This window comes from Sinorhizobium fredii USDA 205 (assembly GCF_001461695.1).
Classification (GTDB): domain Bacteria; phylum Pseudomonadota; class Alphaproteobacteria; order Rhizobiales; family Rhizobiaceae; genus Sinorhizobium; species Sinorhizobium fredii.
Map to the genome: position 1 here is coordinate 196,465 of NZ_AUTC01000024.1, position 25,931 is coordinate 222,395.

Below are 25,931 nucleotides of genomic sequence, written 5' to 3' on the forward strand. Positions count from 1 at the left end.
CGCGGTCCCCGCTAGGAGCGGAACAGGCGCGAATGCAGGGTCTCATGTCTCAGAGATGCAATGTCGGCGATGATGGCCGCTGAGCCAAGACGTCCAGCGAGCCGCGCGCGGCACGGGAGGCAACCGCCGCAATTCCCGCCTCCAGACCGGCGAGCACGCCGACGCCGTCTCGCTGGCCGATGACGCCGCAGCGGATGGCCACCGATACGGCACTTGACGCCGTCGCGTTGAGATAGGCCGCGAGCGTCGGCTCGAGCCCGGTCCGATGCGCGCCGGCGACAGCGCCGACCGCCACCGGATAGGCGGCCGTTGGTCCGAGCGTCTCCAGCACCGGATGCGGCCAGTGGCCGGCGGCGGCGAGAAATGCTTCGCCAAGTAGCATGGTTTCCATGTGCCGTTCGCGTGAGCCGGCGAGCGCCTCGGCCAGTTCGGCGACCGCTTGCAGTCGTGCCGGATCGGCGTGGCCCCGAAAGCTTTCGGCGAGAAGAAGCGCATCGTTCCAGAGCGGGCCGTGATTCATGAGCGTATCCAGCCAAAGCCGCAGATCGTCGGCATTCGTCACCAGCCCATCGTGAACCGCCTGCTCCAAGCCGCCGGAATAGGAATAGGCGCCGACCGGGAAGGCTGGCGAGAGCCAGGTGACGAGGCGCAGCAGAGCCTGCACGACGGCCTCTTCAGCCATGATGGTGGTCGTGACCATGCCCATGGTGGTGGCCGCCGGTGCCGTGATAGGCACCGCGCAGAGGGTGGAATGGCTCGACCACGTCGCTCACCGTCGCGCCGAGGCCCTCGAGCATGGCGCGGATGACCGGATCGCGGGCGATCAAGATTCGCCCCTCCTCGATCGCCGCCGGCAGATGCCGGTTGCCGAGGTGCCAGGCGAGTTCGATCAGATGCAGCCTGTCGCGCGGACGGATCTCGTAGAGCGCCTCCTCAGCCGCTTTCACTTCGATGTAGCCGCCGCCCTCCAGCACCAGCAGATCGCCGTCGGCGAGCATCACCGGTTCCTTGAGGTCGAGCATCACGACGTCGTCGTTTTCGAGATGCAGGAGCTTGCGGCGCAGATGCCGCTGGTCGTGGGTGAGCGTCACGCGGTGAAGCGGCGCCTTGTCGGTAGGGCCGGGAGAAAGAATTTCCGTCGACCGGTAGGGCACGTCAGATGACCTCGATCTTTTCCGGATGGACGACCTCGACGCGCGCTTCGACGAGAAGATCGGCCATGGCCGCCTTGAACGTCTTCAGATGCGGCTCGGCAAAGTGGACATCGAGAGCCGCCCGGCTCTTCCAGGTCTCGACGAAAACCAGCGAGTCCGGTTCGGCGGGCTTGCGATACAGATCGTAGCTGATGTAGCCCTCTTCCTTGCGGGTGGCGTCGATCAGCGGTGCGGCGAGCGCCACGACGTCGTCGCCCTTCCCCGCATGCGCTGTCAGATATGCGATGACGTAAACCATTGAATTCCATGTCTCCGACGGGCTTTACTCTAGCAAGAAAAAGCCCCGGCGCCAGCAAGAAGGCGAAAATCCGGAGACTTTCAAACCTCATTGCGGCAGCCGGGGCCTTAACGGTCACATTGCCGGATCAGGCGGCGATCTTCTGCGACTTCAGCGCGTCGAGAATGTTCTGGGGCGAGGAGACGCCATAGGGATCGCTATCGCAATTGTCGGAATAGCCTTCCTCTTCGAACCACTGCTCGACCGTGCCGTTGTTGACGACGGCAGCGTAGCGCCAGGACCGCATGCCGAAGCCGAGATTGTCCTTGGCAACCAGCATGCCCATCTTGCGGGTGAACTCGCCCGAACCGTCCGGGATCAGCTTGACGTTTTCGAGCCCCTGCGACTTGCCCCAGGCGTTCATGACGAAGGCATCGTTGACCGAGATGCAATAAATCTCATCGATGCCGAGCGCCCGGAACTCGGACGTGAGCTTCTCGAAATCCGGCAGCTGATAGGTAGAGCAGGTCGGCGTGAAGGCGCCCGGCAGCGAGAACAGCACGACGCGCTTGCCGGCGAAATAGTCGTTCGACGAGACGTCCTGCCAGCGGAACGGATTAGGGCCGCCGACGGATTCGTCGCGGATGCGGGTACGGAAGGTTACAACGGGAACTTTTCTGCCGAACATGATCATCTCCTTCGAGTGGGGCTGCCGGCCGCGTCAGTCGTGGGAGGAAACGACAGCCGGCGAAAGGGAAGGCCCCTTCTACCGAAGATTCCGCTGCGGTGCAGCATCAAAGCGCCGATTCAGTCGGCGTCGCATGGCAGCCTTGCGGTCGCTGCATGGCTCCTTCGGGTCGGAGCCCGTGGCCGGCAATCAGTTGCAGAGACTGAGAGAAAACCTGAGCCGTCTAGAACAGGAAGTAGCGCTGCGCCATCGGCAGCACGGTCGCCGGTTCGCAGGTCAGCAGTACGCCGTCGGCGCGCACCTCATAGGTTTCCGGATCGACCTCGATATGCGGCGTCAGGCTATTGTGGATCATCGACGCCTTGCCGATGCCGCCGCGGGTGTTCTGGACGGCGACGAGTTCCTTGGCGACGCCGAGCCTTCCCGCCAACCCGGCATCGAGTGACGCCTGCGAGACGAAGGTGACCGAGGAGTTGGTCCGGCTCCGGCCATAGGCGCCGAACATCGGCCGGTAGTGCACCGGCTGGGGCGTCGGGATCGAGGCGTTCGGGTCGCCCATCGGCGCGGCCGCGATCGTGCCGCCCAAGAGGACCATGTCCGGTTTGACGCCGAAGAAGGCCGGGTTCCAGATGACCAGGTCGGCACGCTTGCCGACTTCGAGCGAACCGATCTCGTGGCTGAGGCCGTGGGCGATCGCCGGGTTGATCGTGTATTTGGCGACATAGCGCTTGACGCGGAAATTGTCGTTGTCGCCGGTCTCTTCCTTCAACCGGCCGCGCTGCCGCTTCATCTTGTCGGCCGTCTGCCAGGTGCGGATCGCCACCTCGCCGACGCGACCCATCGCCTGGCTGTCGGAGGAGATGATCGAGAAGGCGCCAATGTCGTGGAGGATATCTTCCGCGGCGATCGTCTCCTTGCGGATGCGGCTTTCGGCAAAGGCGATGTCCTCGGGGATCGACGGCGACAGGTGATGGCAGACCATCAACATGTCGAGATGCTCGGCCAGCGTGTTCTGCGTGTAGGGCCGCGTCGGGTTGGTCGACGACGGGATGACGTTCGGCTGGCCGCAGATCTTGATGATGTCTGGCGCATGGCCGCCGCCGGCCCCTTCGGTGTGGAAGGCGTGAATGGTCCGCCCCTTGATCGCTGCGATCGTGTCCTCGACGAAGCCGCTCTCGTTCAGCGTGTCGGTGTGGATCATCACCTGCACGTCGTATTCGTCGGCAACCGAGAGGCAGCAGTCGATCGCCCCGGGGGTCGTGCCCCAATCCTCGTGCAGCTTCAGCGAGGTGGCGCCGCCGAGCACCATTTCGACGAGCGCGCCGGGCAGCGAGGCGTTGCCCTTCCCGGCGAAGGCAAGGTTCATCGGAAACGCATCGGCCGCCTCGATCATCCGGGCGATATGCCACGGTCCCGGCGTACAGGTGGTCGCCAGCGTGCCGTGTGCCGGCCCCGTGCCGCCGCCCAGCATGCAGGTCAACCCGCTCATCAACGCCTCTTCGATCTGCTGCGGGCAGATGAAATGGATATGGCTGTCCATGCCACCGGCCGTGACGATCTTGCCCTCGCCGGCGATCGCCTCGGTGCCCGGGCCGACGATGATATTCACGCCAGGCTGCGTGTCCGGATTGCCGGCCTTGCCGATCGCGACGATCCGGCCGTCCTTCAAGCCGATATCCGCCTTGACTATCCCCCAATGGTCGACGATCAGCGCATTGGTGATGACCGTGTCGACCGCGCCGCCCTCGCGCGTCACCTGGCTCTGGCCCATGCCGTCGCGGATGACCTTGCCGCCGCCGAACTTCACCTCTTCGCCATAGGTCGTGAAATCCTTCTCGACCTCGATGAAGAGTTCCGTATCGGCAAGCCGCACCCTGTCGCCGACGGTCGGTCCGAACATGTTGGCATAGGCCGCACGCGACATTTTGTAGGACATAGGTTCAGGCTCCTTGGGACAAGTCTGACGAGGGCGATGGATCGAGGCGACGCAGCCGCCGCTCGGCGGCAAGTGCATCGACATAGCGTCGCTCGGCGGCGAAGGGGTGCCACTCCCAGCCGCTATGGCCGAAGCCGGTGAGCACGATGTCGTCGCCGGCGGAAGCGATGCCGGACAGGACCTCGGCGATCACCAGGAGGCCGCTCGACGGGACGACGTAGGGCGCCGGCGCGAACCGAGCGAGGCCTTGCTCTAGCCACTCATGCGTCGCGGCCGGCACGATCCGGTGATGCCGTCCCGTCGCCCGCGCGAAACTCTCGAAGCCGACGGTGTAGTCGTCGCAGAAATCGTCGAGATCCGGATGGGCTTTGGCAAGCGCCGCCCGCATCGCGGCGAACTTCGCGCCGGAGCGCACGCTCCAGAACTCGCGCGCCTGCCGCACCGGTTCGCTCGTCTTCCAGCGCCCGCCGCCGAGCATCGACAAGGCGGGGCGACCGGTGTTGCAGACGGCGACCACGTCGGTCCTGGTTCCGCCTCGGCCGACCGAACGGCAATCGTTGAAGCGGATCACCAGGTCGGCGGCATCGATCGTCGCGGCAGCGCCTTTCGGCACCTCGCCATTGCCAACGATCATGATGAAGCGCCGGCTTTGCAACGGTCAGTTCCCTTGAGCCTCGAGGAGTTCCTTGAGTTCGGCCGTGCGCTTGCGTGTCAGCTCGGCGAGGCACCCCGAGACCAGCATAGGCTCCATCGATCCGCCCCGCGCCTCGGAGCCGGCGAGCTCGCACTGGCCGTCGCGGTAGCCGATCCAGGCCCGCTGTGCCTTTTTCAGGGCTTCGACCGCACCGACATAGGCGGCGTCGATACCGCCGAGCTCCTTGTCGGTTTCCTGCATCGCGGCGATCGCCTTGCGGTAGGCTTTGTTGAGGTCCGCGTCCGCCGCCTGGTACTCCTGATCGGCGCACATGTTCAAATCCATCTGCGTCTCCGCCTTTTGGCAGTCTACCTCAGGCTCCTGAGCGAAGCCGGACGTCGCAAGAACGAGAAGCAGCCCGATGGCGGGTGCGACCACTCTCATAGCTTGCCCATCACCTGCTGGCGGAAGCCGAAGACTTCGCGCTTGCCGGAAAGCGGGATCAGCGTGACCTGCCGCGTCTGCCCGGGCTCGAAGCGCACGGCCGTGCCCGCCGGGATATCGAGCCGCTTGCCGTGTGCCGCCTCGCGGTCGAAGATCAGTCCCGGGTTCGTTTCCGCAAAATGATAGTGGCTGCCGACCTGCACCGGCCGGTCGCCGGAGTTGGAGACTTCGATTGTGACAGTCGGAAGGCCGACATTGAGTTCGATGTCGCCAGCGGCCGCGATGATCTCGCCCGGTATCATGTTCGTGTCTCCTTACGCGGCCTTGTCTGGCGCGCAGCCTTGCGGCTTCAACACGCGCTCGGTCGAGGCCGGATATTTCTTCAGCATTGCAGCCGGGCGCACCGGGCGGCGTACCAGTTCGCCGCTGCAGTTCGGGCAGATCCCACCAAGCTTTTCCTCGGCACAATCGGCGCAAAAGGTGCATTCGAAGGTGCAGATCATCGCCTCCCTGCCTTCGGGCGGCAGGTCGCGATCGCAGCATTCACAGTTCGGGCGCAGGCTCAGCATGGTCAGTCTCCTAGCGGATGGGCTCGTGAACGGTGACGAGTTTCGTCCCATCCGGGAAGGTCGCCTCGACCTGGATGTCATGGATCATTTCCGCGATGCCCTCCATCACCTGGTCGCGGGTCAGCACATGCGCGCCGGCCTCCATCAGCTCGGCAACGGACCGACCGTCGCGTGCGCCCTCGACAACGAAATCGGTGATCAAGGCGATCGCCTCGGGATGGTTGAGCTTGACGCCGCGCTCCAGACGCCGGCGCGCGACCATCGCCGCCATGGAAATCAACAGTTTGTCTTTTTCGCGCGGGGTCAGATTCATGCGTCGCTATCCGGATTGATTGCGGGGTCAGAGAGTCCAGACTTTCGGCACAGACGCGTCCTTACGCAAGTGCGAAATGAGCGGAACAAGGATTTTTCTAAGCTCGAAGCCATCGGCAGCGACGAGGCGGGCGACGAGCTTGTCGCGACCGCCGACCTTGTAGTGGCTGACGCCTGCCTGCACGACCGGTGCGAGCATTCCGCGCAGCTTCGAAAGCATCGCTTCGCAGTCTGGCGCGGCATAGAGAAGCGTGGCGAAGGCCGCCGCGCCGCCGAGCGTTGTAGGCCTCGCGGCAAGCTTCGCCATATCGTCGGCAAGCGTCAGGTTCTCGGCATGAACCAGTTTGCCGCCACTCCGTACCCGCCAGCGATCACGGAAAAGGCCAGCATGCACCGCCTCGCCCATCGCCTTGCGGCCGAGGAGGACCGCCTCGACCGCGAGGAAACTCGCGTCGGGCGCCAGATCTACCTCCAGCGAGCGAGACAGCGAGGCGCGATCGAAAAGGATCGTTTCCTGCGGCAGCCAGTCGACGCGAGCCCCGGCGGCGACAGAGATATGTGTCGTGATCGAGGCCGTGCCGGCGCTCGCCTTGTAGATCTTCTCGCAGGCCTGCGTGGTCAGCGTCAGGCTCGTCCCCGCGCCAGCCGCGAAGCTCCATTCGAGCCGGTCGCCACCGGTGACGCCGCCCGAGGAGTTGATCAGCACGGCTTCCATTGAGGCATCGAAGGTCTTCGGCAGACGGATCTTGGCGCAGCCTTCCTGATAGAGCTCGGCGATGCGCGTGCCCCCCCTTTCGGATTTGGCAACCAGCCGCCCCTTACCCCACGCCCTTTGAGGAGCGATGATCGCTGCGTCACTCAAGGTCTTCAGATGTCCCTGCCGCCACGCCCCTGCGACGTGCATCGTGATGCGGCATCGTCTGAAATGGCATGATGAAAGTCAAGCTTCTGTTTTGCAAGCACAATCTGGCTTTCCGACAGAAACGAAGGCTGAGCGGGGCGGGCGGCTTTACCAAAGAGAGGGAGAGCGCCGGCATGCAGCGCCCTCCCATCAGCCACTCTGACACGCGCCGCGCTAGGACCGGGCGAACTCCAGCAGCTCCTTGTTCAACTGCTCCTTGTGGGTGTCCGTGATGCCATGCGGCGCACCCGGATAGACCTTCAGTTCCGCATGCGGGACGAGTTTTTTCGATGACCGGGCGGCGGCGTCGATCGGCACGATCTGGTCGTCGTCGCCGTGGACGATGAGCGTCGGCACGTCGAACTTCTTCAGATCCTCGGTGAAGTCGGTTTGGGAGAAGGCGACGATCGAATCGTAAGTGTTCTTGTGGCCGGCGGTCATGCCCTGCAGCCAGAAGCTGTCGATCATGCCCTGCGACGGCTTTGCGCCCGGCCGGTTGAAGCCGAAGAAAGGCCCCGAAGCGATATCCTTGTAGAGTTGCGAGCGGTCGGCGAGGCTTGCCGCCTGCAGACCATCGAACACGTCCTTCGGCAGGCCGCCGGGGTTCTTGTTGGTCTTGACCATCAGCGGCGGCACTGCCGAGATCAAGCCGGCCTTGGCAACGCGGCCGGTACCGTGGCGACCGATATAGCGAGCGACTTCGCCGCCGCCGGTCGAGAAGCCGGCGAGGAAGATGCCTTTGAGATCCAGTTGCTCGATCAGCTCGGCAAGGTCGTCGGCATAGTGGTCCATGTCGTTGCCGTCCCAGGGCTGGCTGGACCGGCCGTGGCCGCGGCGGTCGTGCGTGACGACGCGGAAGCCGTTGTTGGCCAAATGAAAGGCCTGAGCTTCCCAGCTATCGGATGACAGCGGCCAGCCGTGGCTGAGGATGACGACCGGACCATCCTTCGGCCCCCAGTCCTTGTAATAGATTTCAACGCCGTCGCGAGTGGTGATCCTGCTTCCCATGGTCCTTGCTCCTTCCGTTGTCGATGGCTTCACCTTATCCGCTGCGGCAGCCGGCGGGGAGACGGAGAGTGTGGCGGCTGCGCTGGCGGCCCCGAGTGCTCCCGCCAGAATCTCTCTCCTGGAAACGGTGGCTGTGCTGTTCTGAACCTTCGTCATCGAATTGCTCCTTTCGCGAGACCGCTATTAAATCGTGCACGATATAAATTGACGTCAATGAATCTCTTCGTGGGATAGTGACGGGCTTGCATCGCTGTCGATTCAATCGTGCACGATATTTATCGCGGTTGATTGGCCATGTCAATATCTTGCGATTATATCGCGAACGATTTATTGTGTTTTAACGGAACGTTGGAAAAGGCCATGGCGAAAGCAGACACCCCCTCCCCCGAAGAGTTGATGAAGCTGGATAATTTCCTGTGCTTTGCGATCTATTCCGCGAATCATGCGTTCACGCGGGTCTACAAGCCGCTGCTCGACGAACTGGACCTCACCTACCCACAATATCTCGTGATGGTTGTCCTTTGGGAGAAAGACGACCAGACCGTCGGAAGTCTCGGCGAGAAACTCTTTCTTGAGTCGAGCACGCTGACGCCGATGCTGAAGCGACTCGAGGCCATAGGGTACGTTTCGAGGGTCCGTGACCGGGCTGATGAGCGGCAAGTGCGCGTGCGCCTGACCGAGACTGGCCTGGCGCTGAAGGCAAAGGCCAGCACCGTTCCGTGTGGCATCATTGATGCGATCGGAATGCAGCCCACGGAGATCGGCCGACTCAAGCAGGAAATCGCAGCACTCCGCGCCTCGCTGCTGCGGTAGGCGAGAACGGAATACGGGCGCGCTCTAAAGTCCGACGACCACCGCCCCTCCGGTCAGCCCCGCGCCGGCCGCCGTCAGCAAAAGCTTTTCCCCGGAAGCGAAGGGGTTTGCCTTGCGCGCGAGCGAGAGCGACAGCGGAATCGTCGCTGCCGATGAGTTGCCGTATTCCTCGATGGTCCGCACGGTCTTCGACGGATCGATGTCCAGATTGCCGCAGACAGCATCGAAGATCCGGACATTCGCCTGGTGGGGCACGAAGCGGCTGACCTCCGCCGGGCCAAGGCCCGCCGCGGCGAGCGCGCGCGTAGCGCAAGTCGACATCATCTCGACGGCCCGGACGAACACCTCCCGCCCGTCGCGCATCGTCATCAGCACATCCTCCGCCGGCATGCCCGACGCAAACGGCCGGCTGCTGCCGCCGGCCGGAATCGTGATCAGATCGTAGCCGCTCCCGTCCGACGCCAGGTCGACGCCGACGAGCCCCTTGTCCGGATCGTTCGAAGGCGCAATAACAACGGCGCCGGCCGCATCGGCAAAGAGCACGGCGCTTGCCCTTTCCGCCGGGTTGATGCGGCGGCTCAGAATGTTGGCGGCAACGACGAGGACCGGTTTTGCCTGCGCGCGAACGAAACCGTCGGCGAGCGTCAGCGCGTAGAGGAAGCCCGAACAGGCGCCGGCCAGGTCGATCGCGCCGGAATTGGCCAGTCCGAGGCGATGGGCGAGCAGCGGCGCCGAAGGCGGCAGAAGATGATCGGGCGTCGAGGTCGCTAGCAGCGTCAAAGCGATATCGCCCCGCGAAATCCCCGCATCCTCAAGTGCCGCTTCGCCGGCCTTGGCCGCAAGGCCGCTCAGCGTATCGTCCTCCTCGACCCAGCGCCGTGCGCGGATGCCGGTGCGGCGCTCGATCCAGCCCGGCTCGAGGCCGAGTTGCGCTTCGATTTCGGCATTGTCGACGCGCCGCGCCGGCACTGAGTGGCCGAAGCCGGCAAGGCGGGATGACCGGACGATGCTCATAGCCGCCCCGCATTGAAGGCTGCCGCCGCCGCGTCGATCGCGTCATAGGCCCGGTCGAGATCGGCATCGGTGACGCAATAGGGCGGCATCAGATAGATGACGTTGCCGAGCGGGCGGATGAGCAGCTGGCGTTCGCGGAAGAACGCCCGGAGCCGCGGTCCGACCTCCGACAGATAGCCGCCCGCCGGCACGCAAAGATCGAGCGCGGCGATCGTACCGGCCTGGCGAACATTCCTGAAGCGTGGATCGGCGCCGAAGCGCTGCAGGTGGTGCCGTTGTTTCGCGGCGAGCGCTTCGATGCGCTCGCCGACCGGCTCCGCCTTCCAGACGGCGAGATTGGCGACGGCCGCCGCGCAGGCGATCGGATTGGCCGTATAGGAGCTGGAATGGAAGAACGTCCGGCGCCGGTCGGTCGACAGATGCGCGTCGAATATCTCGGCCGTGCAAAGCGTTGCCGCCAGCGGCAGCGCGCCGCCGGTCAAGCCCTTCGACGTGCAGAGGATGTCGGGCGCGATCCCCGCTTGTTCACAGGCGAAAAGCGGGCCGGTGCGGCCCCAGCCGGTCATCACCTCATCGGCTATCAGTAGGCTGCCGTGCCGTTCGGCAATCCGCTTCAACTCGGCAAGGACGATGGCCGGATAGATCTTCATTCCGCCGGCGCCGAGAATCAGCGGCTCGACGAGCAACGCCGCCACCTGGCCGGAAGCGCAGCACGCCTCGAAGGCGTCGAGCGTCTCCTGTTCGCGACCGGCTTCGGGAAACGGTAAGCGGTCGACGGCGAACAGAAGCGGCTCGTAGGCGGCATTGAAGACACCGCGCTCGCCGACCGACATCGTGCCGATCGTATCGCCGTGGTAGCTGTGCTCCATCACGCAGACGCGGCTGCGCGGCGCGCCGATATTGTGGAAGAAGCCAAGCGCCATTTTCAGCGCCACCTCCACTGCGGTCGAGCCGCTGTCGGAATAGAAGACATGCCTCAAGCCGGCGGGCGCGATCTCGATCAGCCCCCTGGCCAGGTCCTCCGCCGGCGCGTGGGTGTATTCGGCAAAGATCACCTGGTCATAGGTTTCGGTCGCGCGCCGGATCGCCTCCATGATCGACGGGTGCCGATGACCGTGGGTGATCACCCACCAGGACGAGATCGCATCGAGAATGCGCGTTCCATCCTCGTCAATGAGATAGGCGCCCTCTGTGCGGACGATACGCTTCATCACCGGTTCCAGCGCGTGCTGGGTGAAGGGGTGCCAGACCGGAGAACCGCTCATGCCAACGCCTCGCGGATTTGGTCGATTTCAAAATGCTCGCGGAACGCATGCCGAAGAGTGTCCGGGTTTAGCGTATCGAGTCGCGGCAGCCGCCCGAGCACTCGGACATGCCCCAGTTTTCCGATGATACTCTCCGTGTCCGCCCGTTCGTCGCCGATGAAGGCGACGCCGACAATCGGAATCGATCGGACCCGCAGCGCTTCGAGCGACAGCAGCGTGTGATTGATCGTGCCGAGTTCTGTGCGGGCGCAGAGAACAACCGGGATTCGCCAACGCTGGAAGACATCGGCAAAGACGGTCCGCTCCGTCAGCGGCACCAGCAACCCGCCCGCCCCTTCGATGACAAGCGGCGCATCGACCAGAGGGGGTGAAGAAAGGCTATCCGGCAGGATCGTCACGCCGTCGAGCCTGGCAGAGAGATGCGGCGAAGCCGGTGTGGCGAGCCTGTAGGCCTCCGGCAGGATGTGGCGAGCCTCTATCCGGCCGAGCCGCCGGACAGCTTGGCTGTCCGTTTCGCCGTCGAGCCCGGCCTGCACCGGCTTCCAGTAGCAGCCCGAAAGCGCATCGGTGAGTGCGGCGGAAAAGACGGTCTTGCCGATACCGGTGTCGGTGCCGGTGATGACGATGCGGGATGTCATCATCGTTCCTCCGCCATCGCCACCTTCAGGCTTTCCAGCACCCGCGCGATCGCCGCCCTGTCGACATTCAGCGTGATGGCGATCCTGAGCCGCGCCGTGCCTTCGGGGACGGTTGGCGGACGGATCGCCCGGATGTCGAAGCCCTCGTCGCGCAAGCGATCCGCAATCTTCACGGCCCGGCCATTGTCGCCGATCATCACCGGCAGGATCTGCGATCCGCTGCCTTCGACGCCGAGCGTTGCCGCAAGCGCCGCATTGGCAAAGGTGCTGAGCACATCGAATTCCGTTCGGCGCTGCGGCTCGTCCGCGGCGATCCGCAACGCCTCGCGCACTGCCGCCGCGGTCAGCGGCGATGGCGCGGTCGAATAGATGAAGCCGCGGGCGCGGTTGACGAGATAGTCGCACAGGATTGCGCTGGCACCGAGCAACGCGCCGGAGACGCCGAGCGCCTTGCCGCAGGTATGCAGCACGACCACATTTTCCCGGCCCTCGAGCGGCGCAGAAATCCCGCGGCCGCCGGGACCGAAAACGCCCGTGGCATGCGCCTCGTCGATGACCAGAAAGCCGTCGTTCTGTTCGGCAAGCCTGGCAAGCTCCACGAGCGGCGCCCGGTCGCCGTCCATCGAATAGAGGCTTTCGACGGCAATCCATGGATGCCCCGTTCCGCCGGCGCCGCGCCACCTGCGAATCGCGTCGGCGAAGGCCTCGACGTCGTTGTGTCTTGCGGCGACCGCCGGCGCCTTGCTGGCAGCGATCCCCTCATGGGCGCTCGCATGGATCAGCGCGTCGTGGACAATGATATCGTCGCGTTGCGGCAGGGTTGAAAACAGCGCAACATTGGCGGCATAGCCGCTGCCGAAAAACAGTGCCCGATCCGAACCGAAGAATTCGGCCGCCTCCGCCTCGAGTGCTTCGTGCTCGGGGTGGTTGCCGCGCAACAGTCGGGATCCGCCCGCCCCGACCGGAACGCCGCGCTCGAGCGCCGACACGATCGCCGCCCTTAGGCGTGGCGAGTTGGCAAGGCCCAAATAGTCGTTCGAGGTGAAATCCAGCCCCCCTTGGGCGACGAGCCCTCGTCGTCGCTCCTTGCGCTCGAGTCCCGTCAGGGTTTTCTCGTAGCGGCCGAGACCGTGCGAGATCATTCGGCGGGCTCCATCTCGGCCCGTTCCAGTGCCATCGGCTTGAGCCCGAGGCGGCGGAACAGCGCCGCATCGTGGTCTTCACCGGGATTGTCGGCAGTCAACAGCGTTTCGCCGACGAAGATCGAATTCGCCCCGGCGAAGAAACAGAGCGCCTGCATCTCGTCGCTCATCTCCGTGCGGCCGGCCGAAAGGCGGACATGGGACTGCGGCATCAGGATGCGGGCGAGCGCGATCGTCCGGACGAAATCGATCGGATCGACGGGCGCTGCGTCGGCGAGCTTCGACCCCGGGATGGGGATCAGCATGTTGATCGGCACGCTTTCCGGCGCCGCCGGAAGATTGGCGAGCGTCACCAGCATCGAGATCCGGTCGTCGACCGTTTCGCCCATCCCCAATATGCCGCCAGCGCAGACCTTGATGCCCGCCTCGCGGACATTGTCGAGCGTGTCCAGCCGGTCGGCGAAGGTGCGGGTGGTGATGATCTCGCTGTAGAAGCGCTCCGAGGTATCGACATTGTGATTGTAGTAATCGAGCCCGGCCTCTGCGAGCCGCTTCGATTGCTGTGGCGACAGCATGCCGAGGGTCATGCAGGTTTCCATGCCGAGCGACCGGACGCCGCTGACCATGGCGACGATCGCCTCCATGTCGCGTTCCTTCGGGCTGCGCCAGGCGGCCCCCATGCAATAGCGCGTCGCTCCGCCTTCCTTGGCCCTGCGCGCCTCCGCAATCACCCGTTCGACCTCCATCAGCTTCGACGCCTTGAGGCCGGTCGGATAATGCGCCGACTGGCTGCAATAGCCGCAATCCTCCGCGCAGCCGCCGGTCTTGATCGACAGCAGCCGGCTCATCTGCACGGCGTTCGGATCGAAATGGGCGCGGTGGATGGACTGGGCACGGAACAGGAGGTCGTTAAACGGCGAATTATAGATTTTTCTTGCCTCGGCGAGATTCCAACGTGTCCCACCGGCTCCGGAGTTCACAGAATCAGCTCCGCTCGTTACGATCGCGTCCCGCATTCGTGGCTATCCCCTCTGTTGTCGAACACCAATATAGATAGAATTTGATTTTATCTATAGTTTGTTAAGTGAGAGGGGCGCAACCGCCTATCGGAGATATTCAGCATTCATGTCGCCGGCACTACAGCGCCGCCCGTCCAATTGGACGCGCAAAGCAAAAGGCCCGGCGCTTGCACGCCGGGCCCTGCATTCGATGTCAAAGCGTCGGAACGAAACTATTCGTTCTGGAAGTAGCTGAACTTGCCGTCCTCACCCTTCTTCCAGGTGTACATGACGTAGTCCGGGCGGGTGATGTCGCCCTTTTCGTCATAGCCGAGTTCGCCGATCGCCGTCTTGAACGGACCCTTGGCCTTGATCGCTTCGGCAACGGCCTGCGGATCGTTGCCGCCGGCAGCCTTGGCGGCATCCGCGATCACCTGCAGGGCCGCGTAGGAATAGAGCGTGTAGGCTTCCGGCTCGAAGCCGGCGGCGCGGAACTTCTCGACGAGTTCCTTGGAAGCCGGGTTCTTGCGCGGATCCGGAGCGAAGGTCATCAGCGTGCCGTCGACGGCGTCGCCGGCGATCGAAGCCAGCTCGTTCGAAACGATGCCGTCGCCCGACATGAAGGTTGCCTTCAGGCCCTGGTCCTTCATCTGGCGCATGATGAGGCCGGCTTCGGTGTGCAGACCACCGTAGTAGACGACCGAGACGCCGGCTTCCTTCATCTTGGCGATCAGCGCCGAGAAATCCTTGTCGCCGATGTTGATACCTTCGTAGAGAGCCTCGGTGAGGCCCGCTTCGTTCGTCGACTTCTTGGTTTCATCGGCAAGACCCTGGCCGTAAGGCGTCTTGTCGTGAATGATGGCGATCTTCGCGTCCTTGAAGTTGGCAGCGAGGTAGGCGCCGGCAACTGCACCCTGCTGGTCGTCACGGCCGCAGGTGCGGAACGTGTTCCACATGCCGCGCTCGGTGAACTGCGGGTTGGTCGCAGACGGCGTGATTTCCAGGATGCCGTTTTCGGCATAGACTTCCGATGCCGGGATCGACACGCCTGAGTTGAAGTGGCCGACCACGAACTTCACACCGTCAGCAACGAACTTGTTGGCGACCGAGATGCCCTGCTTCGGGTCGGAGACGTCGTCGCCGAGTACGAGCTTGATCTGTTCGCCGTTGATGCCACCTGCTGCGTTGATGTCCGCAACCGCCTGCTCAGCACCTTTCTGGAGCTGGGCGCCGAACGCGGCGTTCGGGCCGGTCAGCGGACCAGCGACGCCGACCAGCAGATCAGCCCATGCGGTGCCGCTGAAGGCGACCATTGCTGTCAGCGCCACAGCCGACAGGAGAGACTTTTTCATTTTGTTACTCCCAATTATTCGAGCGGGTCTCGTTTCATAAGCCTGCGCAATGCCCACCATAATTGCGCCGGTGTTCCTTCGCACCGGCCGCACCCGACCGGCACGCGCTGTTCCCTTATTTGGCCTTCCAGGAGAAAGGTGAGGTCTTCTCGTAGAGCCAGTAGTACATATTCGCCATCTGCTTGGTCCGGTAGTACCGGTAACCGGCGGTAGCAAACAACAAAAGCACGAGCGTGTCTACGACATAGTACTGGGGGCTGAACATCGTGCCTTCGAAAAGTGCGTGGTGCACGAAGCGGATAGCAAGTCCCAGCAGCGCCACGTAGACGATGAGCCGCGGAACCTGTCCCCAGCTTTCCGCAACGCTCTTTCCGGTGCGCCACGCGGTCCAGCCGCCGAGAACGCAGGTGATGAACAGAAACTGCCAGATGGAGGCTTCTTCGTAGAGAATTCCCTGCATGTCACTTAACTCCAGCACGCATCAATGGCGGCCGCCTTCGAGATAGGCGGCGCGGACCTCCGGATTGGCGAGCAGGTCCTTGCCCGATCCGCTCATCGTCACCCGGCCGTTGACGAGGACGTAGGCCCGGTCGGAAAGCTTGAGCGCCCCGAAGGCGTTCTGCTCGACCAGGAACACGGTCAGGCCCTCTTGCTTGTTGAGCTTCTTGATCGCCTCGAAAATGCCCTTGATGATCAGCGGCGCAAGGCCGAGCGACGGCTCGTCGAGCAGCAGCAGCTTCGGACGGGCCATCAGCGCGCGGCCGATCGACAGCATCTGCTGTTCACCGCCGGACAGCGTCCCGCCGCGCTGCGCCTGCCGCTCCTTGAGTCGCGGGAACAGCGTGAAGACCTTCTCCACGTCTTCCTTGAAGTGCTTCAGGTCGTCGAGGCTGGCGCCCATCTGCAGGTTTTCAAGAACCGTCATGCGCGGGAAGATGCGGCGTCCTTCAGGAGACTGGGCGATCCGGAGCCGGGCAATCTCGTGCGTCGGCAGGCGCGTGATGTCCTTCCCTTCGAAAAAGATCGAACCGGTGCGTGCCTGCGGTTTGCCGAAGATCGTCATCATCAGCGTCGACTTGCCGGCGCCGTTGGCACCGATCAGCGAAACGATTTCGCCACGGTGAACCTCGACATCGACGCCGTTCAGCGCCCGGATGTTGCCGTAATAGGTCTCGACGCCTCTTACATTCAGCAGCGGAGCGGTCATTGCTTGGTGCCTCCGTGCTCGCCTTCGATTTCCTCGATCTGTTCGATCACCTCTTCAACCTCTTCGTCCTCGACACCCAGATAGGCCGCGATGACCCTTGGATCGTTCTTCACGAAATCCGGGTTGCCGTCGGAAATCTTCTGACCGTATTCGAGCACCACGACGTGATCGGAAATCTCCATCACCACGGACATATCGTGCTCGATCAACAGGATGGATGTGCCGGTTTCGGCGCGAATGCTCTGCAACAAGTCATTGAGCGCATGCGATTCACGCGGGTTGAGACCGGCCGCAGGCTCATCGAGGCAGAGCAACTCCGGACCGGTGCACATCGCCCGGGCGATCTCCAGCCGCCGCTGTGCACCGTAGGGGAGGTCCCCGGCCGGATCGTCGGCGCGATCGATCAGCGACGCCTTCTCGAGCCAATGCCGGGCGAGTTCCGTCGAATCCTTGGCGGCCTGCCGATAGGTGGGAAATCCAAGCAGTCCGAGCACTGTATAGCCCGACGCCTGCATCAGCTTGTTGTGCTGCGCGACCAGCAGGTTCTCGAGCACCGTCATGCCCGAGAACATCCGGATATTCTGGAAGGTTCGCGCCACCTTGGCGCGTTTGGTGATTTCGAAATCGGGAAGACGTTCCAGCAGGAACTCATCACCGGACTTCTGCTTCATGGTGATCATACCCATCGTCGGCTTGTAGAAGCCGGTGATGCAGTTGAACACCGTCGTCTTACCCGCTCCGTTCGGGCCGATCAGCGCGGTGATCTCGCCGCGCGCCGCTTCGAAGGAGAAGTCGTTGATGGCCATCAGACCGCCGAAGCGCATCGACAGGTGCTCAACCTTGAGAATGGGGTCTTTTGTCATTGTCGTTGTCTCGATGACCATCAGCCGTGCCCTTCCTTGGTAAAGCTGCCGGAGACGGCCTTACGCTCGCGGAGGAATGCGGTCGGTTCGCGTGATCCGACGAAGCCGCGCGGCTTCCAGACCATGACGACCACCATGGCAAGCCCGAAGATCAGCATGCGATAAAGTTCAGGCGTGAAGTTCGGTCCGAAGATCATCTTGAGGAAGGTGAGTTCGCGAAGAATCTCCGTACCGCCGATCATCACTACCGCAGCGACGAAGATGCCGGTCAGCGAGCCCATGCCGCCGAGCACGACGATGGCAAGGATGACGGCCGACTCGAGGAACACGAAGGATTCCGGCGAGACGAACCCCTGGCGCACCGCGAAGAACGATCCGGCAAAACCGCCGAACATCGCACCGGTGGCAAAGGCAGTGAGCTTCGTGGTCGTCGTGTTGATGCCGAGCGAACGGCAGGCGATCTCGTCCTCGCGAAGCGCTTCCCAGGCCCGACCGACCGGCATACGGCGCAGCCGGATGGTGACGAAAGCCGTCAACAGCGCGAGGCCAAGGATCAGGTAGAACAGGAAGATCTTGTAGTAGGCCGACGAGATCGGTAGCCCCATCAGCGCCGCGAAGCCGTCCTTCGAGGCATCGAACTTGATGCCGAACAGCGTCGCCTTGGCGATGCCCGACACGCCGAACGTGCCCTTGGTGACCTCGGTCCAGTTGATCAGCACGAGGCGGATGATTTCGCCGAAAGCGAGCGTCACGATCGCCAGGTAATCACCGCGCAATCGCAGCACCGGGAAGCCAAGCACCACGCCCCAGCAGGCGGCGAGAATGCCGGCGACCGGCAGCAGCACCCAGAAGGACAGGCCGAAATAGCTGGAGAGCAGCGCATAGGAATAGGCACCCACCGCGTAGAAGGCCACGTAGCCGAGGTCGAGCAGACCGGCGAGGCCCACCACGATGTTGAGACCCCAGGCAAGCATCACATAGATCAGGATCTGGACGCCGAAATTGTCCACCCATTTGAGCGAACCCTGGACGCCGACGAGCGCGACGATGACCGGCGGGTACAGCACCAGCGCGAGGATCGCGATCTTCGAGAAGTTGCGGCTGAAGAAGGTCTCCTCCTTCGCCACTTCAGGAGCAGCAGCCTTCGCCGCCTTGCGCTGGGCGAGCCACGGCTGGGCATAGGCAACCATCAGGAAGCGGCCGACCATGGCGACGATCACGAAGATCGCCAGTAGGCCCCAGCGCTGGGTAAGGATCAGCTCGTTGCGGATGTTCTGATCGCTCTTGAGACCGACGAACAGCACGAACAGCCCGAGCGTGATGAGCCCCGAGAAGACAGCCTCGCGCAGGGCCCGCGCCGTCAGCTCACTGCCGGCGCTTGCGGTAGTAGATGCAACATTTGCCATGGAACTATACCTTCTCGACTTCCGGTCGTCCGAGAATACCCGACGGCTTGAAGATCAGGACGATCGCGAGAATGGAGAAGGTCGCGACATCCTTGTAGTCGATTGTGAAATAGGCCGACCAAAGCGACTCGATGAGGCCGATCAGCAGTCCGCCGAGAACGGCGCCCGGCAGCGAGCCGATGCCTCCGAGAACGGCGGCGGTAAACGCCTTGACCCCCGGAGCGAAACCGTCGGTAAAGACGACGACGCCGTAATACATGAGATACATGGTACCGGCGACGGCCGCCAGCGCTGCGCCCATGATGAAGGTCACCGAGATGGTGCGGTCGACGTCGACGCCGAGCAGCGCCGCCATTTTGCTATCCTGTTCGGTAGCACGCTGGGCACGACCGAGCGGCGTCCGGTTGACGATATACCAGAAAACAGAGAGCAGGACGGCAGTGATGACCACGATGACGATCTGCTTCAGGGAGACCGTGATCCCGAACAGCTCGTAGACCGACGAGACGAGCGGCGGGATCGGCTTGTTGCGCGGTCCCTGCGTCACTTGGATGAAGTTCGACAGGACGATCGACATGCCGATCGCGGTGATCAGCGGCGCGAGGCGGAAGGATCCACGCAGCGGACGGTAAGCCACCCGCTCGATAGTCCAGTTCCAAAGTGCCGCCGTCAGCATCCCGACGATCATCATAAGCAGAAGCGCCAGCACAACCGGCACGCCTGCCATGAATGTTGTGAGAAGCAAGAAGACAATCAACGCGGCAAAGCCGCCCAGCATGAATATATCGCCGTGGGCGAAGTTGATCATGCCAATGATGCCGTAGACCATGGTATAACCGATCGCGATCATACCATAAATAGACCCAAGCGTCAGCCCGTTGACGAGCTGCTGGATAAAATACTCCATCAATCTTCCCCTGGAACGGATCCTGTTGGTCCGATCTCTTTTTATTAGTTTTGCTTCACGAGCGTCCTCTGAGCCGATTTCATACCTCTTTCAAGCGAAAATGAAAGTCAAAAATTGCGCCGCCTACCGATTCTTCGGAAGATAAAATCGATTTGACGCTTTTCGTGCCAGAATAATCGAAAAATTTGCAGCCTTCGCTTGGAAAATGATCAAATTTCACCCCGGAAACGCGAAAACCGCGGCCCCCTGCGTCATCAACCCATGACGAAAAAGTATGACGTCCCGGGCAGTAGTTTTTCGGTTGCTTCGCGAGAAATCATCGTGATCTAAAGCCTGAGGCATCACCCAGGAGTCGATGCCGTAAGGACCTTAGAGAACAAGGAACGATGCTGGAGATTTTGCAACGATCGTCGATCGCGGCCGGGCGGGCGATCATGGCGATCTATAATGCCGGACCGGCCGTGACCTACAAGGCGGACACCTCGCCGGTGACCGACGCGGATCATCGCGCCGAGCGCATCATCCTTGACGATCTTGCCGATGCGTTTCCCGATATTCCGGTCATCGCCGAGGAAGCCGTTGCCGCCGGGCATGTCCCCGACATTGCCGGCAAACGGTTCTTTCTCGTCGATCCTCTCGACGGCACCAAGGAGTTCGTCGAGCGCAACAGCCACTTCACGGTCAACATCGCGCTCATCGAAGACGGCGTTCCCGTCGCCGGTGTCGTTCATGCGCCGGCGCTCGGGGTGATCTATGCCGGCACCGGCAAAATGGCTGTTAAGGCAGTCGTCGAAGCCGGCCGGATCGCAGGATCGTGGCAGCCGATTGAATGCCGCAAGACAAGCCACCGTCCGGTTGCCCTAATCAGCCGCTGGCACAACAGCGCCGAAACCCTCGCCTATCTCGCCGAACACCGCATCACCGACTGCGAAGCCATCGGCTCGTCGCTGAAGTTCTGCCTGCTTGCCGAAGGGTATGCCGACATCTATCCGCGCTTCAGCCGCACGATGGAATGGGATACGGCCGCCGGCGATGCGATCCTCAGGGCGGCGGGTGGCGAAACGCTGCTGGTCGACGGCAACCCTTTCGCCTATGGGAAGCGCAACCAGCCGAACGACAGCGACTTCGCCAATCCCTGGTTCATCGCGCGCGGCAAGGGCTAGCCGCTCGACATCTCAGGATCTCCCGGCCGGAACGCGGCCGCTATGAGACTGCTGAGACTCCCCTCGCTGAAGGGTTTCTCGATCCGCGGGATACCGCGCAGGTGGCCGGGCAGGGCCAACAAATCGCCGTAGCCGCTGGTAAAGCCGAAATGGATGCCCCGTGCGATCAGCGACTCGGCCACGGTGAAGCTCGTCTCGTCGCCGAGATTGATATCGAGGATGGCGAAGTCGATCGGATGTGCCGCGACGATTTCCATCGCCTTCTCGACGGTCGCGGCGATATGCACGCCCTTAACCCCGAGAGCACTGAGGATTTCCCCCATATCCATGGCGATGAGGAAATTGTCCTCGACAACGAGAACGGATTCGATCGCCGGCGAAATCTGATCTGTCATCTATATTTGCATCCCTCGGTCACTTCGTTCTGCCCAGATCCGACCATTTCGTGCACGCTAGGCCAGACGGAGAATCGTGGCATTTAAATAAGACATGTTGCGCTCCTTTGAGCCGGCCTATTGCGGCTCAAATCAGCGGCCTCTTCGGTTCCCTGAACCCCTCCCACCCGGCCAGTTCCAATAGGCCGTCGATGTTCAGGACGTTGCATCCCTTTTCGGCCCAGCGAATGAGCTTCAGCGCGGCCAGTTTCCTCAGTGTCTTGTTGGTGTGGACGATCGACAGGCCGAGTGTGTCGGCAAGATGTTGCTGGGTGATCGGAATGGCGATGCGGCCCCCGCGGAACAGGTCCAGTATCTCCGCCCTCTGATAGAGAAAGGCGAGGAGATAGGCCGCCCGTTCGATCGCCGAGCGCCGACCGATGCTTAAAAGGTTCTCGTCCAATATGCGCTCCTCGCGGGCCGCAATCCAGGTCAGGTCATAGGCGAGATCGGGATAGCGCCGGTAGAGCTGGCCGAGCCTGCTTCGCTTGAACACGCACAGGGTGACCGGCGAGAGTGCCTCGATCGAGTGCTGCATCTCGCCCATGAGGCTCCCCTGCAGCCCGACCATGTCACCGGGCATCACATAGTTCAGGATCTGCCGGCGCCCGTCGTCCAGCATCTTGTAGCGGAACCCCCAGCCGGAAAGCACGGTGAAAAGATGCGCGCTCGTCTCGCCTTCGGCAAGGATGGTCCCGCCCCTTCCGACCGCCTGCTCGCCGATCTTGAAGTCCGATACGAAGTCGAGTTCCTCGGGCGTGAACGGACGGAACACGGCGAGCGGCCGCAGGGGACAGTCCTGACAGGGGGTGCCTTTGCCGAACTTGCCTTCAACAGCCATGGAATGTCTCGCGGCGGGGTGAACGCACTCACTCAGCGATCGAACAACGAAGATGACGCTTCGAAGAAATGTCGGCGCTCGCCCCTCATGGACTTGTGCGCCGCCGAGCCCTATCTCTCCTCGGTCGTCCGTCGCAAGCAGGATTGTGAACCATGTTGTCCTATTCCGCCATCGCCAAAAACAATGTCGCCGTCGTCACCGGCGCCGCCTCCGGCATCGGGCTTGCCGCCGCAAAGCGTTTCGCCGATCGCGGCATGAAGGTCGTGCTTGCCGATCTCGCCGGCGAGCGGCTGCGGGCGGCCGCCGCGGAAGTGGCGAAGCTTGCCCCGGGCGGAGCGGCCGATATCGCCGCGATCGCGACAGACGTCTCCCGGGCCGACGAGCTCGTCGCGCTGGCGCGGGCCACGCGCGAGCGTTTTGGCCATGTGCATGTGCTGATGAACAATGCCGGCATCCAGCCCGGCAGCTCGATGTTCGGCCCGCTCGAGAACTGGGAAGCGGTGATCGGCGTCAATCTGTGGAGCGTCATCAACGGCGCGCGCATTTTCGCGCCCGCCATGATCGCGCATGGCGAGCCGGCGCTGATCATCAATACCGGTTCCAAGCAGGGCATCACCACGCCGCCCGGCGATCCTGCCTACAATGTCTCGAAGGCGGGCGTGAAGGTCTTCACCGAGGCGCTGCAGCACGAATTGCGCAATACCGAGAACTGCAAGGTCAATGCGCATCTCTTGATACCCGGATTCGTCCACACGGCGCTGACAGCCCACGGCCGCCCCGAAAAGCCGGCCGGCGCCTGGACGGCGGAGCAGACAGTCGATTTCATGCTGGAGAGCCTCGCCGGCGGCGATTTCTACATCCTCTGCCCCGATAACGAAGTGGAAAGATCCACCGACGAAAAGCGCATCCTGTGGGCCGCCGGCGACATCGTCGAGAACCGTCCTCCCCTCTCGCGCTGGCACCCGGACCACGGCGAGGCGTTTCGCTCCTTCCTCGCCGGAAAACGGGATTGATCGACGTTCCGAGTTGATCGATCTTCAAGCATGAACCGCCTTCAACGGCGGCAGGAGGGCTAAGACCGTGACCAGCGGCATTCACCACATCACGCTGATCAGCCGCAGGGTCCAGGCGAATGTCGACTTCTATGTCGGTTTCCTCGGCCTGCACCTCGTCAAGCGAACCGGCGGTTTCGAGGATCCCAATCAATTGCATCTCTTTTACGGGGATGCGTCGGGATCGCCCGGCTCGCTCGTCTCCTTCCTGATCTGGGAGGATGGCTCGCCGGGGCGCGTCGGTTACGGCCAGCCGAGCGAGATCGCCTTCGCCATCCCGCCGCAAAGCATCGGCTTCTGGCTGACGCGCGCCCTGCAGTTCAACATCCAGGCGACCGGCCCGGCGCAGGAGTTCGGTGAACCCGTGTTGCGGCTCAAGGACCCGGACGGGGTCATCGTCAAGCTCGTCGGCACCGACGCGCTTGCCGAGCCGGCGCCCTGGGCGAACCGGGATATACCCGAAGCAGACTCGATCAGGCGCATGCGCGGCACGACGATGCTCACCGAGAAGCCCAAGGAAACGGCGCATTTTCTTCAAAGCCATTTCGGTTACCGCGAGGCGGCCGCGACGGAGACGATTCATCGCCTCGTCTCGTCATCCGGCGACGTCGTCGACGTGCGCGACGCGGCCGGCTTCTGGGCTGCCGCACCCGGCACCGGCACGATCGATCACATCGCTTTTCGCGCCCCGGACGAGGCGACGGTGCTTGCCGTGCGCGCCGATCTCGAGCAGGAGCACGCCGGCGCCACCAACGCGCACGACCGGAAATATTTCTTCTCGCTGTATGTGCGTGAGCCCGGCGGCTCGCTCTACGAGCTGGCCACAGACGGCCCCGGCTTTGCGGTCGATGAACTTCCGGACGCGCTCGGTTCGAAGCTTTTCCTTCCACCGCATCTCAGCAGCGATCCCGCCGCGACGGTGGTCCGGTTGCCGCAATTCGCGCTGCCGGGTGAGCCGCGGCTGACGCTTCGCGACCTGCCTTTCGTCCACCGCTTCTACCATCCGGATCGGATGAACGACCGGACCTTCGTGCTGCTGCACGGCAGCGGCGGCAACGAGACCGACATGCTCCCCTTCGGCCACCAGCTCGATCCGCGCGCGACACTCGTCGGCGTGCGCGGACGCAGCACCGAGGAGGGCTTCCCCCGCTGGTTTCGCCGCCTGTCGATGACCACCTTCGACCAGCGGGACATCCGCTCGGAAGCGGAGGCCTTCGCCGCCTTCGTCGACGAGGCGCGCGACGCCTACGGGCTCGATCTCGGCAAGACGGTGTTCATCGGCTATTCGAACGGCGCCAATCTGCTGGCGGCTGTCATGCTGCTTCACCCGGGCACCATCAAGAATGCCGTGTTGATGCGCGCGATGGCGGCACTCGAAGATGCGCCGAAGGCTGATCTTGCGGGTACGAACGTGCTGATGCTGACCGGCAAGGACGACCTTTATGGCAAGCACGCGCCGCAGTTGAAGGCGGAGCTGCGCGAAAGCGGCGCGAATTTCGAGGCCATCGATCTCGACACGGGGCACGGCATCGGCCCGGAAGACGTCGCAGTGATTCGCCCTTGGTTCGCCGAACAAGGCCTCTGAAACCGGAAAGTCTCCGCCGGCTGGCGTCCCGGATGAGCATCGATACGCCAGCTCCACTTCTCCCTCGGTCGAAAAAGAGGGAGCCAGGCGAACGCTGGCTTCCATCATCAGCAACAGGACTCGCCGCCCGCCAACTGCGACTACACAAACAGGAAGTCGCCGAAATTGAAGCTTCCGAGAGCGTTACGCGGCGTGATGTTGTCCAGTTCAGCGACGAGCACCGCGCCGCCGGCCACACTTGCATTCGCATCGTAGTAGACGGCTGCATGGCCGAGATCGGTGTTGTAGAACACGAACAACGCGCCGGTCGTTATGTTGCCGTAGCCGTCGATCGTACTCTGGACCGTTGCATTGGACACATCTGCGTCCGTCTTCACCGCCAGTTCCGTGCCGGTTGCATTGATCGTCCCGTTGCTCCCCGATTTGAAACCGTCAACTGCTGTATTGTTGTTGCCGACGGCGAATTCAAACGTCCCGCTGCCGACGTCGAACTGGAGCTTGTCGACGCTTGTGTTGTTCGCCCCGGCACTGAAATCGGTGACATGATTGGTGGTGCCGGAGAGCTTCTGGAAGACAAAGGTATCGTTTCCTCCACCCCCGTTCAGCACATTGTTGCCAGCGCCTCCGTTCAACGTGTCATCTCCGCTCTGGCCGAAAAGAGAGTCATCTCCGCCAAGGCCGTAAATCGTATCGTTGCCGCCGCCGCCATAGAGCACATCATCACCCGACACCCCCGTTCGGGTATCTTCGTTATTGCCGTTGCGGCCAGTGATGATCGTAAAAGTTTCAGTCTTCTCGAACGCCGGTCCAGTGGGATCGCCGATCTGTGTCGCCTTTACCGTTACCGAAAAGGTGCCGTTCTGGGCAAGTCCGCCGGAATTGAGCGTATTGCCGCTGATTGAGAACAAGCCGGCATGCGACTGGGAAGCGATGCTGAAGACGAATGCGCCCGCATCGGGATCAGTCGCGCTCAACGAGCCGCTGAATTGAAAACCGTTGAAGTTGGGTGCGTCATCCGTTGGCGCGACCGGCGTCAGCTTAATATCGACCGGCGCCTGCCTCGGCGGCGCATCATCAGCACCGGTGATGTCGACGACGATGGCGTGGTTGACGGTGCCGTCGAGCGAGGTGACCGTCAGCGTGTCGCTGACGGCCTGGCCCGCGCTCAGCGCCTGGGTCGCCGCCCGCTCGTTGTCGAGTATGTAATCCCATTCGCCCGTCGCTGCATCGAAACTGAAACTACCGTAGATCGCCGCAAGCGAGACCGGGGCCTGGAACGCCGCCTCGCCGGCGTCGACATCCGAGACGCTGAGCTTACCGGAGGCATC

At 62.9% G+C, this 25,931-nt stretch carries 29 protein-coding genes and 1 pseudogene; 4 read left to right on the forward strand and 26 right to left on the reverse strand.

Translation table 11 applies throughout. The annotated features are described in order from the left end of the window. Positions 1-11 precede the first annotated feature (11 nt). From N181_RS04190 to N181_RS04245, 12 genes and pseudogenes are all read right to left on the reverse strand, one after another. Positions 12-682 (reverse strand): annotated as a pseudogene (locus N181_RS04190) (urease accessory protein UreF). Then, positions 675-1,154, reverse strand: coding sequence for an urease accessory protein UreE (gene ureE / locus N181_RS04195; protein ID WP_037394424.1), 480 nt, complete (start codon positions 1,152-1,154; stop codon positions 675-677). The pseudogene N181_RS04190 and the gene ureE overlap by 8 nt, the downstream one beginning before the upstream one ends. 1 nt (position 1,155) lies before the next feature. After that, positions 1,156-1,452, reverse strand: coding sequence for a putative quinol monooxygenase (locus tag N181_RS04200; protein ID WP_037394421.1), 297 nt, complete (start codon positions 1,450-1,452; stop codon positions 1,156-1,158). Positions 1,453-1,579: 127 nt separating this feature from the next. Next, a complete protein-coding gene (locus N181_RS04205; RefSeq protein WP_014329295.1) occupies positions 1,580-2,119 on the reverse strand; it encodes a peroxiredoxin in 540 nt (179 codons plus the stop codon). 223 nt (positions 2,120-2,342) lie between these two features. Then, on the reverse strand, positions 2,343-4,055 hold the full coding sequence (gene ureC, locus N181_RS04210) for an urease subunit alpha (RefSeq protein WP_014329296.1): 1,713 nt from the start codon (positions 4,053-4,055) through the stop codon (positions 2,343-2,345). 4 nt (positions 4,056-4,059) lie between these two features. Continuing rightward, positions 4,060-4,710, reverse strand: a complete 651-nt coding sequence (locus tag N181_RS04215) for a hypothetical protein (protein WP_014329297.1) — start codon at positions 4,708-4,710, stop codon at positions 4,060-4,062. A 3-nt stretch (positions 4,711-4,713) separates the two neighbouring features. Beyond that, on the reverse strand, positions 4,714-5,133 hold the full coding sequence (locus N181_RS04220) for a lysozyme inhibitor LprI family protein (protein ID WP_037394418.1): 420 nt from the start codon (positions 5,131-5,133) through the stop codon (positions 4,714-4,716). Next, the gene (locus N181_RS04225; RefSeq protein ID WP_014329299.1) at positions 5,130-5,435 is read right to left on the reverse strand and encodes an urease subunit beta; all 306 of its coding nucleotides are present in this window, start codon (positions 5,433-5,435) and stop codon (positions 5,130-5,132) included. Before N181_RS04225 ends, N181_RS04220 begins: the two co-directional genes overlap by 4 nt. A 12-nt stretch (positions 5,436-5,447) precedes the next feature. After that, complete coding sequence (locus N181_RS04230; RefSeq protein WP_037394415.1) at positions 5,448-5,702, reverse strand: DUF1272 domain-containing protein; 255 nt, start codon at positions 5,700-5,702, stop codon at positions 5,448-5,450. 10 nt (positions 5,703-5,712) lie between these two features. Next, complete coding sequence (locus N181_RS04235; RefSeq protein ID WP_003525618.1) at positions 5,713-6,015, reverse strand: urease subunit gamma; 303 nt, start codon at positions 6,013-6,015, stop codon at positions 5,713-5,715. Positions 6,016-6,042: 27 nt separating this feature from the next. Then, positions 6,043-6,876 carry an urease accessory protein UreD gene (locus N181_RS04240; RefSeq protein WP_037394406.1) on the reverse strand — a complete coding sequence of 278 codons (834 nt, stop codon included), beginning with the start codon at positions 6,874-6,876 and terminating at the stop codon, positions 6,043-6,045. Positions 6,877-7,089: 213 nt separating this feature from the next. Further along, complete coding sequence (locus tag N181_RS04245; RefSeq protein ID WP_037394403.1) at positions 7,090-8,079, reverse strand: alpha/beta fold hydrolase; 990 nt, start codon at positions 8,077-8,079, stop codon at positions 7,090-7,092. Between the two features lie 204 nt (positions 8,080-8,283). Here N181_RS04245 and N181_RS04250 point away from each other — a divergent pair, with 204 nt between their 5' ends. After that, positions 8,284-8,736 carry a MarR family winged helix-turn-helix transcriptional regulator gene (locus tag N181_RS04250; protein WP_037394400.1) on the forward strand — a complete coding sequence of 151 codons (453 nt, stop codon included), beginning with the start codon at positions 8,284-8,286 and terminating at the stop codon, positions 8,734-8,736. Positions 8,737-8,760: 24 nt separating this feature from the next. Here the strand turns inward: N181_RS04250 and N181_RS04255 are convergent, their stop codons facing one another. From N181_RS04255 to N181_RS04305, 11 genes are all read right to left on the reverse strand, one after another. Further along, a complete protein-coding gene (locus N181_RS04255; protein ID WP_037394397.1) occupies positions 8,761-9,750 on the reverse strand; it encodes a beta-ketoacyl-ACP synthase III in 990 nt (329 codons plus the stop codon). After that, on the reverse strand, positions 9,747-11,015 hold the full coding sequence (locus N181_RS04260) for an adenosylmethionine--8-amino-7-oxononanoate transaminase (protein WP_060563250.1): 1,269 nt from the start codon (positions 11,013-11,015) through the stop codon (positions 9,747-9,749). The genes N181_RS04255 and N181_RS04260 overlap by 4 nt, the downstream gene beginning before the upstream one ends. Continuing rightward, the gene (bioD, locus tag N181_RS04265; protein WP_080577420.1) at positions 11,012-11,656 is read right to left on the reverse strand and encodes a dethiobiotin synthase; all 645 of its coding nucleotides are present in this window, start codon (positions 11,654-11,656) and stop codon (positions 11,012-11,014) included. The genes N181_RS04260 and bioD overlap by 4 nt, the downstream gene beginning before the upstream one ends. Next, positions 11,653-12,795, reverse strand: coding sequence for an 8-amino-7-oxononanoate synthase (locus N181_RS04270; protein WP_060563251.1), 1,143 nt, complete (start codon positions 12,793-12,795; stop codon positions 11,653-11,655). The genes bioD and N181_RS04270 overlap by 4 nt, the downstream gene beginning before the upstream one ends. Next, complete coding sequence (gene bioB / locus N181_RS04275; RefSeq protein WP_014329308.1) at positions 12,792-13,811, reverse strand: biotin synthase BioB; 1,020 nt, start codon at positions 13,809-13,811, stop codon at positions 12,792-12,794. The genes N181_RS04270 and bioB overlap by 4 nt, the downstream gene beginning before the upstream one ends. 215 nt (positions 13,812-14,026) lie before the next feature. Next, the gene (locus N181_RS04280; RefSeq protein ID WP_037394374.1) at positions 14,027-15,145 is read right to left on the reverse strand and encodes a branched-chain amino acid ABC transporter substrate-binding protein; all 1,119 of its coding nucleotides are present in this window, start codon (positions 15,143-15,145) and stop codon (positions 14,027-14,029) included. A gap of 115 nt (positions 15,146-15,260) precedes the next feature. Then, positions 15,261-15,605 (reverse strand): DUF6867 family protein, encoded by a 345-nt coding sequence (locus tag N181_RS04285; protein ID WP_014329310.1) that lies wholly within the window; start codon positions 15,603-15,605, stop codon positions 15,261-15,263. Between the two features lie 21 nt (positions 15,606-15,626). Then, the gene (locus N181_RS04290; protein ID WP_037394372.1) at positions 15,627-16,352 is read right to left on the reverse strand and encodes an ABC transporter ATP-binding protein; all 726 of its coding nucleotides are present in this window, start codon (positions 16,350-16,352) and stop codon (positions 15,627-15,629) included. Then, positions 16,349-17,236 (reverse strand): ABC transporter ATP-binding protein, encoded by an 888-nt coding sequence (locus N181_RS04295; RefSeq protein WP_014329312.1) that lies wholly within the window; start codon positions 17,234-17,236, stop codon positions 16,349-16,351. Before N181_RS04295 ends, N181_RS04290 begins: the two co-directional genes overlap by 4 nt. Next, positions 17,236-18,621: a high-affinity branched-chain amino acid ABC transporter permease LivM gene (gene livM / locus N181_RS04300; protein WP_014329313.1), complete on the reverse strand. Its 1,386-nt coding sequence runs from the start codon at positions 18,619-18,621 to the stop codon at positions 17,236-17,238. Before livM ends, N181_RS04295 begins: the two co-directional genes overlap by 1 nt. Before the next feature lie 4 nt (positions 18,622-18,625). Further along, positions 18,626-19,528: a branched-chain amino acid ABC transporter permease gene (locus tag N181_RS04305; RefSeq protein WP_014329314.1), complete on the reverse strand. Its 903-nt coding sequence runs from the start codon at positions 19,526-19,528 to the stop codon at positions 18,626-18,628. Between the two features lie 386 nt (positions 19,529-19,914). Here N181_RS04305 and cysQ point away from each other — a divergent pair, with 386 nt between their 5' ends. Next, on the forward strand, positions 19,915-20,691 hold the full coding sequence (cysQ, locus tag N181_RS04310) for a 3'(2'),5'-bisphosphate nucleotidase CysQ (RefSeq protein WP_014329315.1): 777 nt from the start codon (positions 19,915-19,917) through the stop codon (positions 20,689-20,691). Here cysQ and N181_RS04315 read toward each other — a convergent pair. Together N181_RS04315 and N181_RS04320 are read right to left on the reverse strand one after the other, a co-directional pair. Beyond that, positions 20,688-21,086, reverse strand: a complete 399-nt coding sequence (locus tag N181_RS04315; protein WP_014329316.1) for a response regulator — start codon at positions 21,084-21,086, stop codon at positions 20,688-20,690. The two genes, cysQ and N181_RS04315, sit on opposite strands and share 4 nt — an antisense overlap. A 127-nt stretch (positions 21,087-21,213) precedes the next feature. Next, a complete protein-coding gene (locus tag N181_RS04320) occupies positions 21,214-21,966 on the reverse strand; it encodes a Crp/Fnr family transcriptional regulator (RefSeq protein WP_014329317.1) in 753 nt (250 codons plus the stop codon). Positions 21,967-22,118: 152 nt separating this feature from the next. On the opposite strand from N181_RS04320, the gene N181_RS04325 reads away from it, so the two are divergent. After that, entirely contained in the window at positions 22,119-22,979 is an 861-nt protein-coding gene (locus tag N181_RS04325) for an SDR family NAD(P)-dependent oxidoreductase (RefSeq protein ID WP_014329318.1), read from the forward strand. Positions 22,980-23,046: 67 nt separating this feature from the next. After that, the gene (locus tag N181_RS04330; protein ID WP_014329319.1) at positions 23,047-24,603 is read left to right on the forward strand and encodes a VOC family protein; all 1,557 of its coding nucleotides are present in this window, start codon (positions 23,047-23,049) and stop codon (positions 24,601-24,603) included. A gap of 140 nt (positions 24,604-24,743) precedes the next feature. On the opposite strand, the gene N181_RS04335 is transcribed toward N181_RS04330, so the two are convergent. Continuing rightward, the coding region (locus N181_RS04335) for a VCBS domain-containing protein (protein WP_060563252.1) at positions 24,744-25,931 on the reverse strand (1,188 nt) is incomplete at its 5' end.

Coding starts and splice junctions, on each gene's coding strand:
- N181_RS04220 (WP_037394418.1), bottom strand. CDS start 5,133: ATGAGAGTGGTCGCACCCGCCATCGGGCTGCTTCTCGTTCTTGCGACG.
- N181_RS04270 (WP_060563251.1), bottom strand. CDS start 12,795: ATGATCTCGCACGGTCTCGGCCGCTACGAGAAAACCCTGACGGGACTC.
- livM (WP_014329313.1), bottom strand. CDS start 18,621: ATGGCAAATGTTGCATCTACTACCGCAAGCGCCGGCAGTGAGCTGACG.
- N181_RS04295 (WP_014329312.1), bottom strand. CDS start 17,236: ATGGTCATCGAGACAACGACAATGACAAAAGACCCCATTCTCAAGGTT.
- bioB (WP_014329308.1), bottom strand. CDS start 13,811: ATGCGGGACGCGATCGTAACGAGCGGAGCTGATTCTGTGAACTCCGGA.
- N181_RS04250 (WP_037394400.1), top strand. CDS start 8,284: ATGGCGAAAGCAGACACCCCCTCCCCCGAAGAGTTGATGAAGCTGGAT.
- N181_RS04245 (WP_037394403.1), bottom strand. CDS start 8,079: ATGACGAAGGTTCAGAACAGCACAGCCACCGTTTCCAGGAGAGAGATT.
- N181_RS04285 (WP_014329310.1), bottom strand. CDS start 15,605: ATGCAGGGAATTCTCTACGAAGAAGCCTCCATCTGGCAGTTTCTGTTC.
- N181_RS04325 (WP_014329318.1), top strand. CDS start 22,119: ATGTTGTCCTATTCCGCCATCGCCAAAAACAATGTCGCCGTCGTCACC.
- N181_RS04255 (WP_037394397.1), bottom strand. CDS start 9,750: ATGAGCATCGTCCGGTCATCCCGCCTTGCCGGCTTCGGCCACTCAGTG.
- ureC (WP_014329296.1), bottom strand. CDS start 4,055: ATGTCCTACAAAATGTCGCGTGCGGCCTATGCCAACATGTTCGGACCG.
- N181_RS04320 (WP_014329317.1), bottom strand. CDS start 21,966: ATGGCTGTTGAAGGCAAGTTCGGCAAAGGCACCCCCTGTCAGGACTGT.
- N181_RS04280 (WP_037394374.1), bottom strand. CDS start 15,145: ATGAAAAAGTCTCTCCTGTCGGCTGTGGCGCTGACAGCAATGGTCGCC.
- N181_RS04235 (WP_003525618.1), bottom strand. CDS start 6,015: ATGAATCTGACCCCGCGCGAAAAAGACAAACTGTTGATTTCCATGGCG.
- N181_RS04200 (WP_037394421.1), bottom strand. CDS start 1,452: ATGGTTTACGTCATCGCATATCTGACAGCGCATGCGGGGAAGGGCGAC.
- N181_RS04225 (WP_014329299.1), bottom strand. CDS start 5,435: ATGATACCGGGCGAGATCATCGCGGCCGCTGGCGACATCGAACTCAAT.
- N181_RS04260 (WP_060563250.1), bottom strand. CDS start 11,015: ATGAGCGGTTCTCCGGTCTGGCACCCCTTCACCCAGCACGCGCTGGAA.
- N181_RS04230 (WP_037394415.1), bottom strand. CDS start 5,702: ATGCTGAGCCTGCGCCCGAACTGTGAATGCTGCGATCGCGACCTGCCG.
- N181_RS04205 (WP_014329295.1), bottom strand. CDS start 2,119: ATGTTCGGCAGAAAAGTTCCCGTTGTAACCTTCCGTACCCGCATCCGC.
- N181_RS04290 (WP_037394372.1), bottom strand. CDS start 16,352: ATGACCGCTCCGCTGCTGAATGTAAGAGGCGTCGAGACCTATTACGGC.
- N181_RS04305 (WP_014329314.1), bottom strand. CDS start 19,528: ATGGAGTATTTTATCCAGCAGCTCGTCAACGGGCTGACGCTTGGGTCT.
- N181_RS04315 (WP_014329316.1), bottom strand. CDS start 21,086: ATGACAGATCAGATTTCGCCGGCGATCGAATCCGTTCTCGTTGTCGAG.
- cysQ (WP_014329315.1), top strand. CDS start 19,915: ATGCTGGAGATTTTGCAACGATCGTCGATCGCGGCCGGGCGGGCGATC.
- bioD (WP_080577420.1), bottom strand. CDS start 11,656: ATGATGACATCCCGCATCGTCATCACCGGCACCGACACCGGTATCGGC.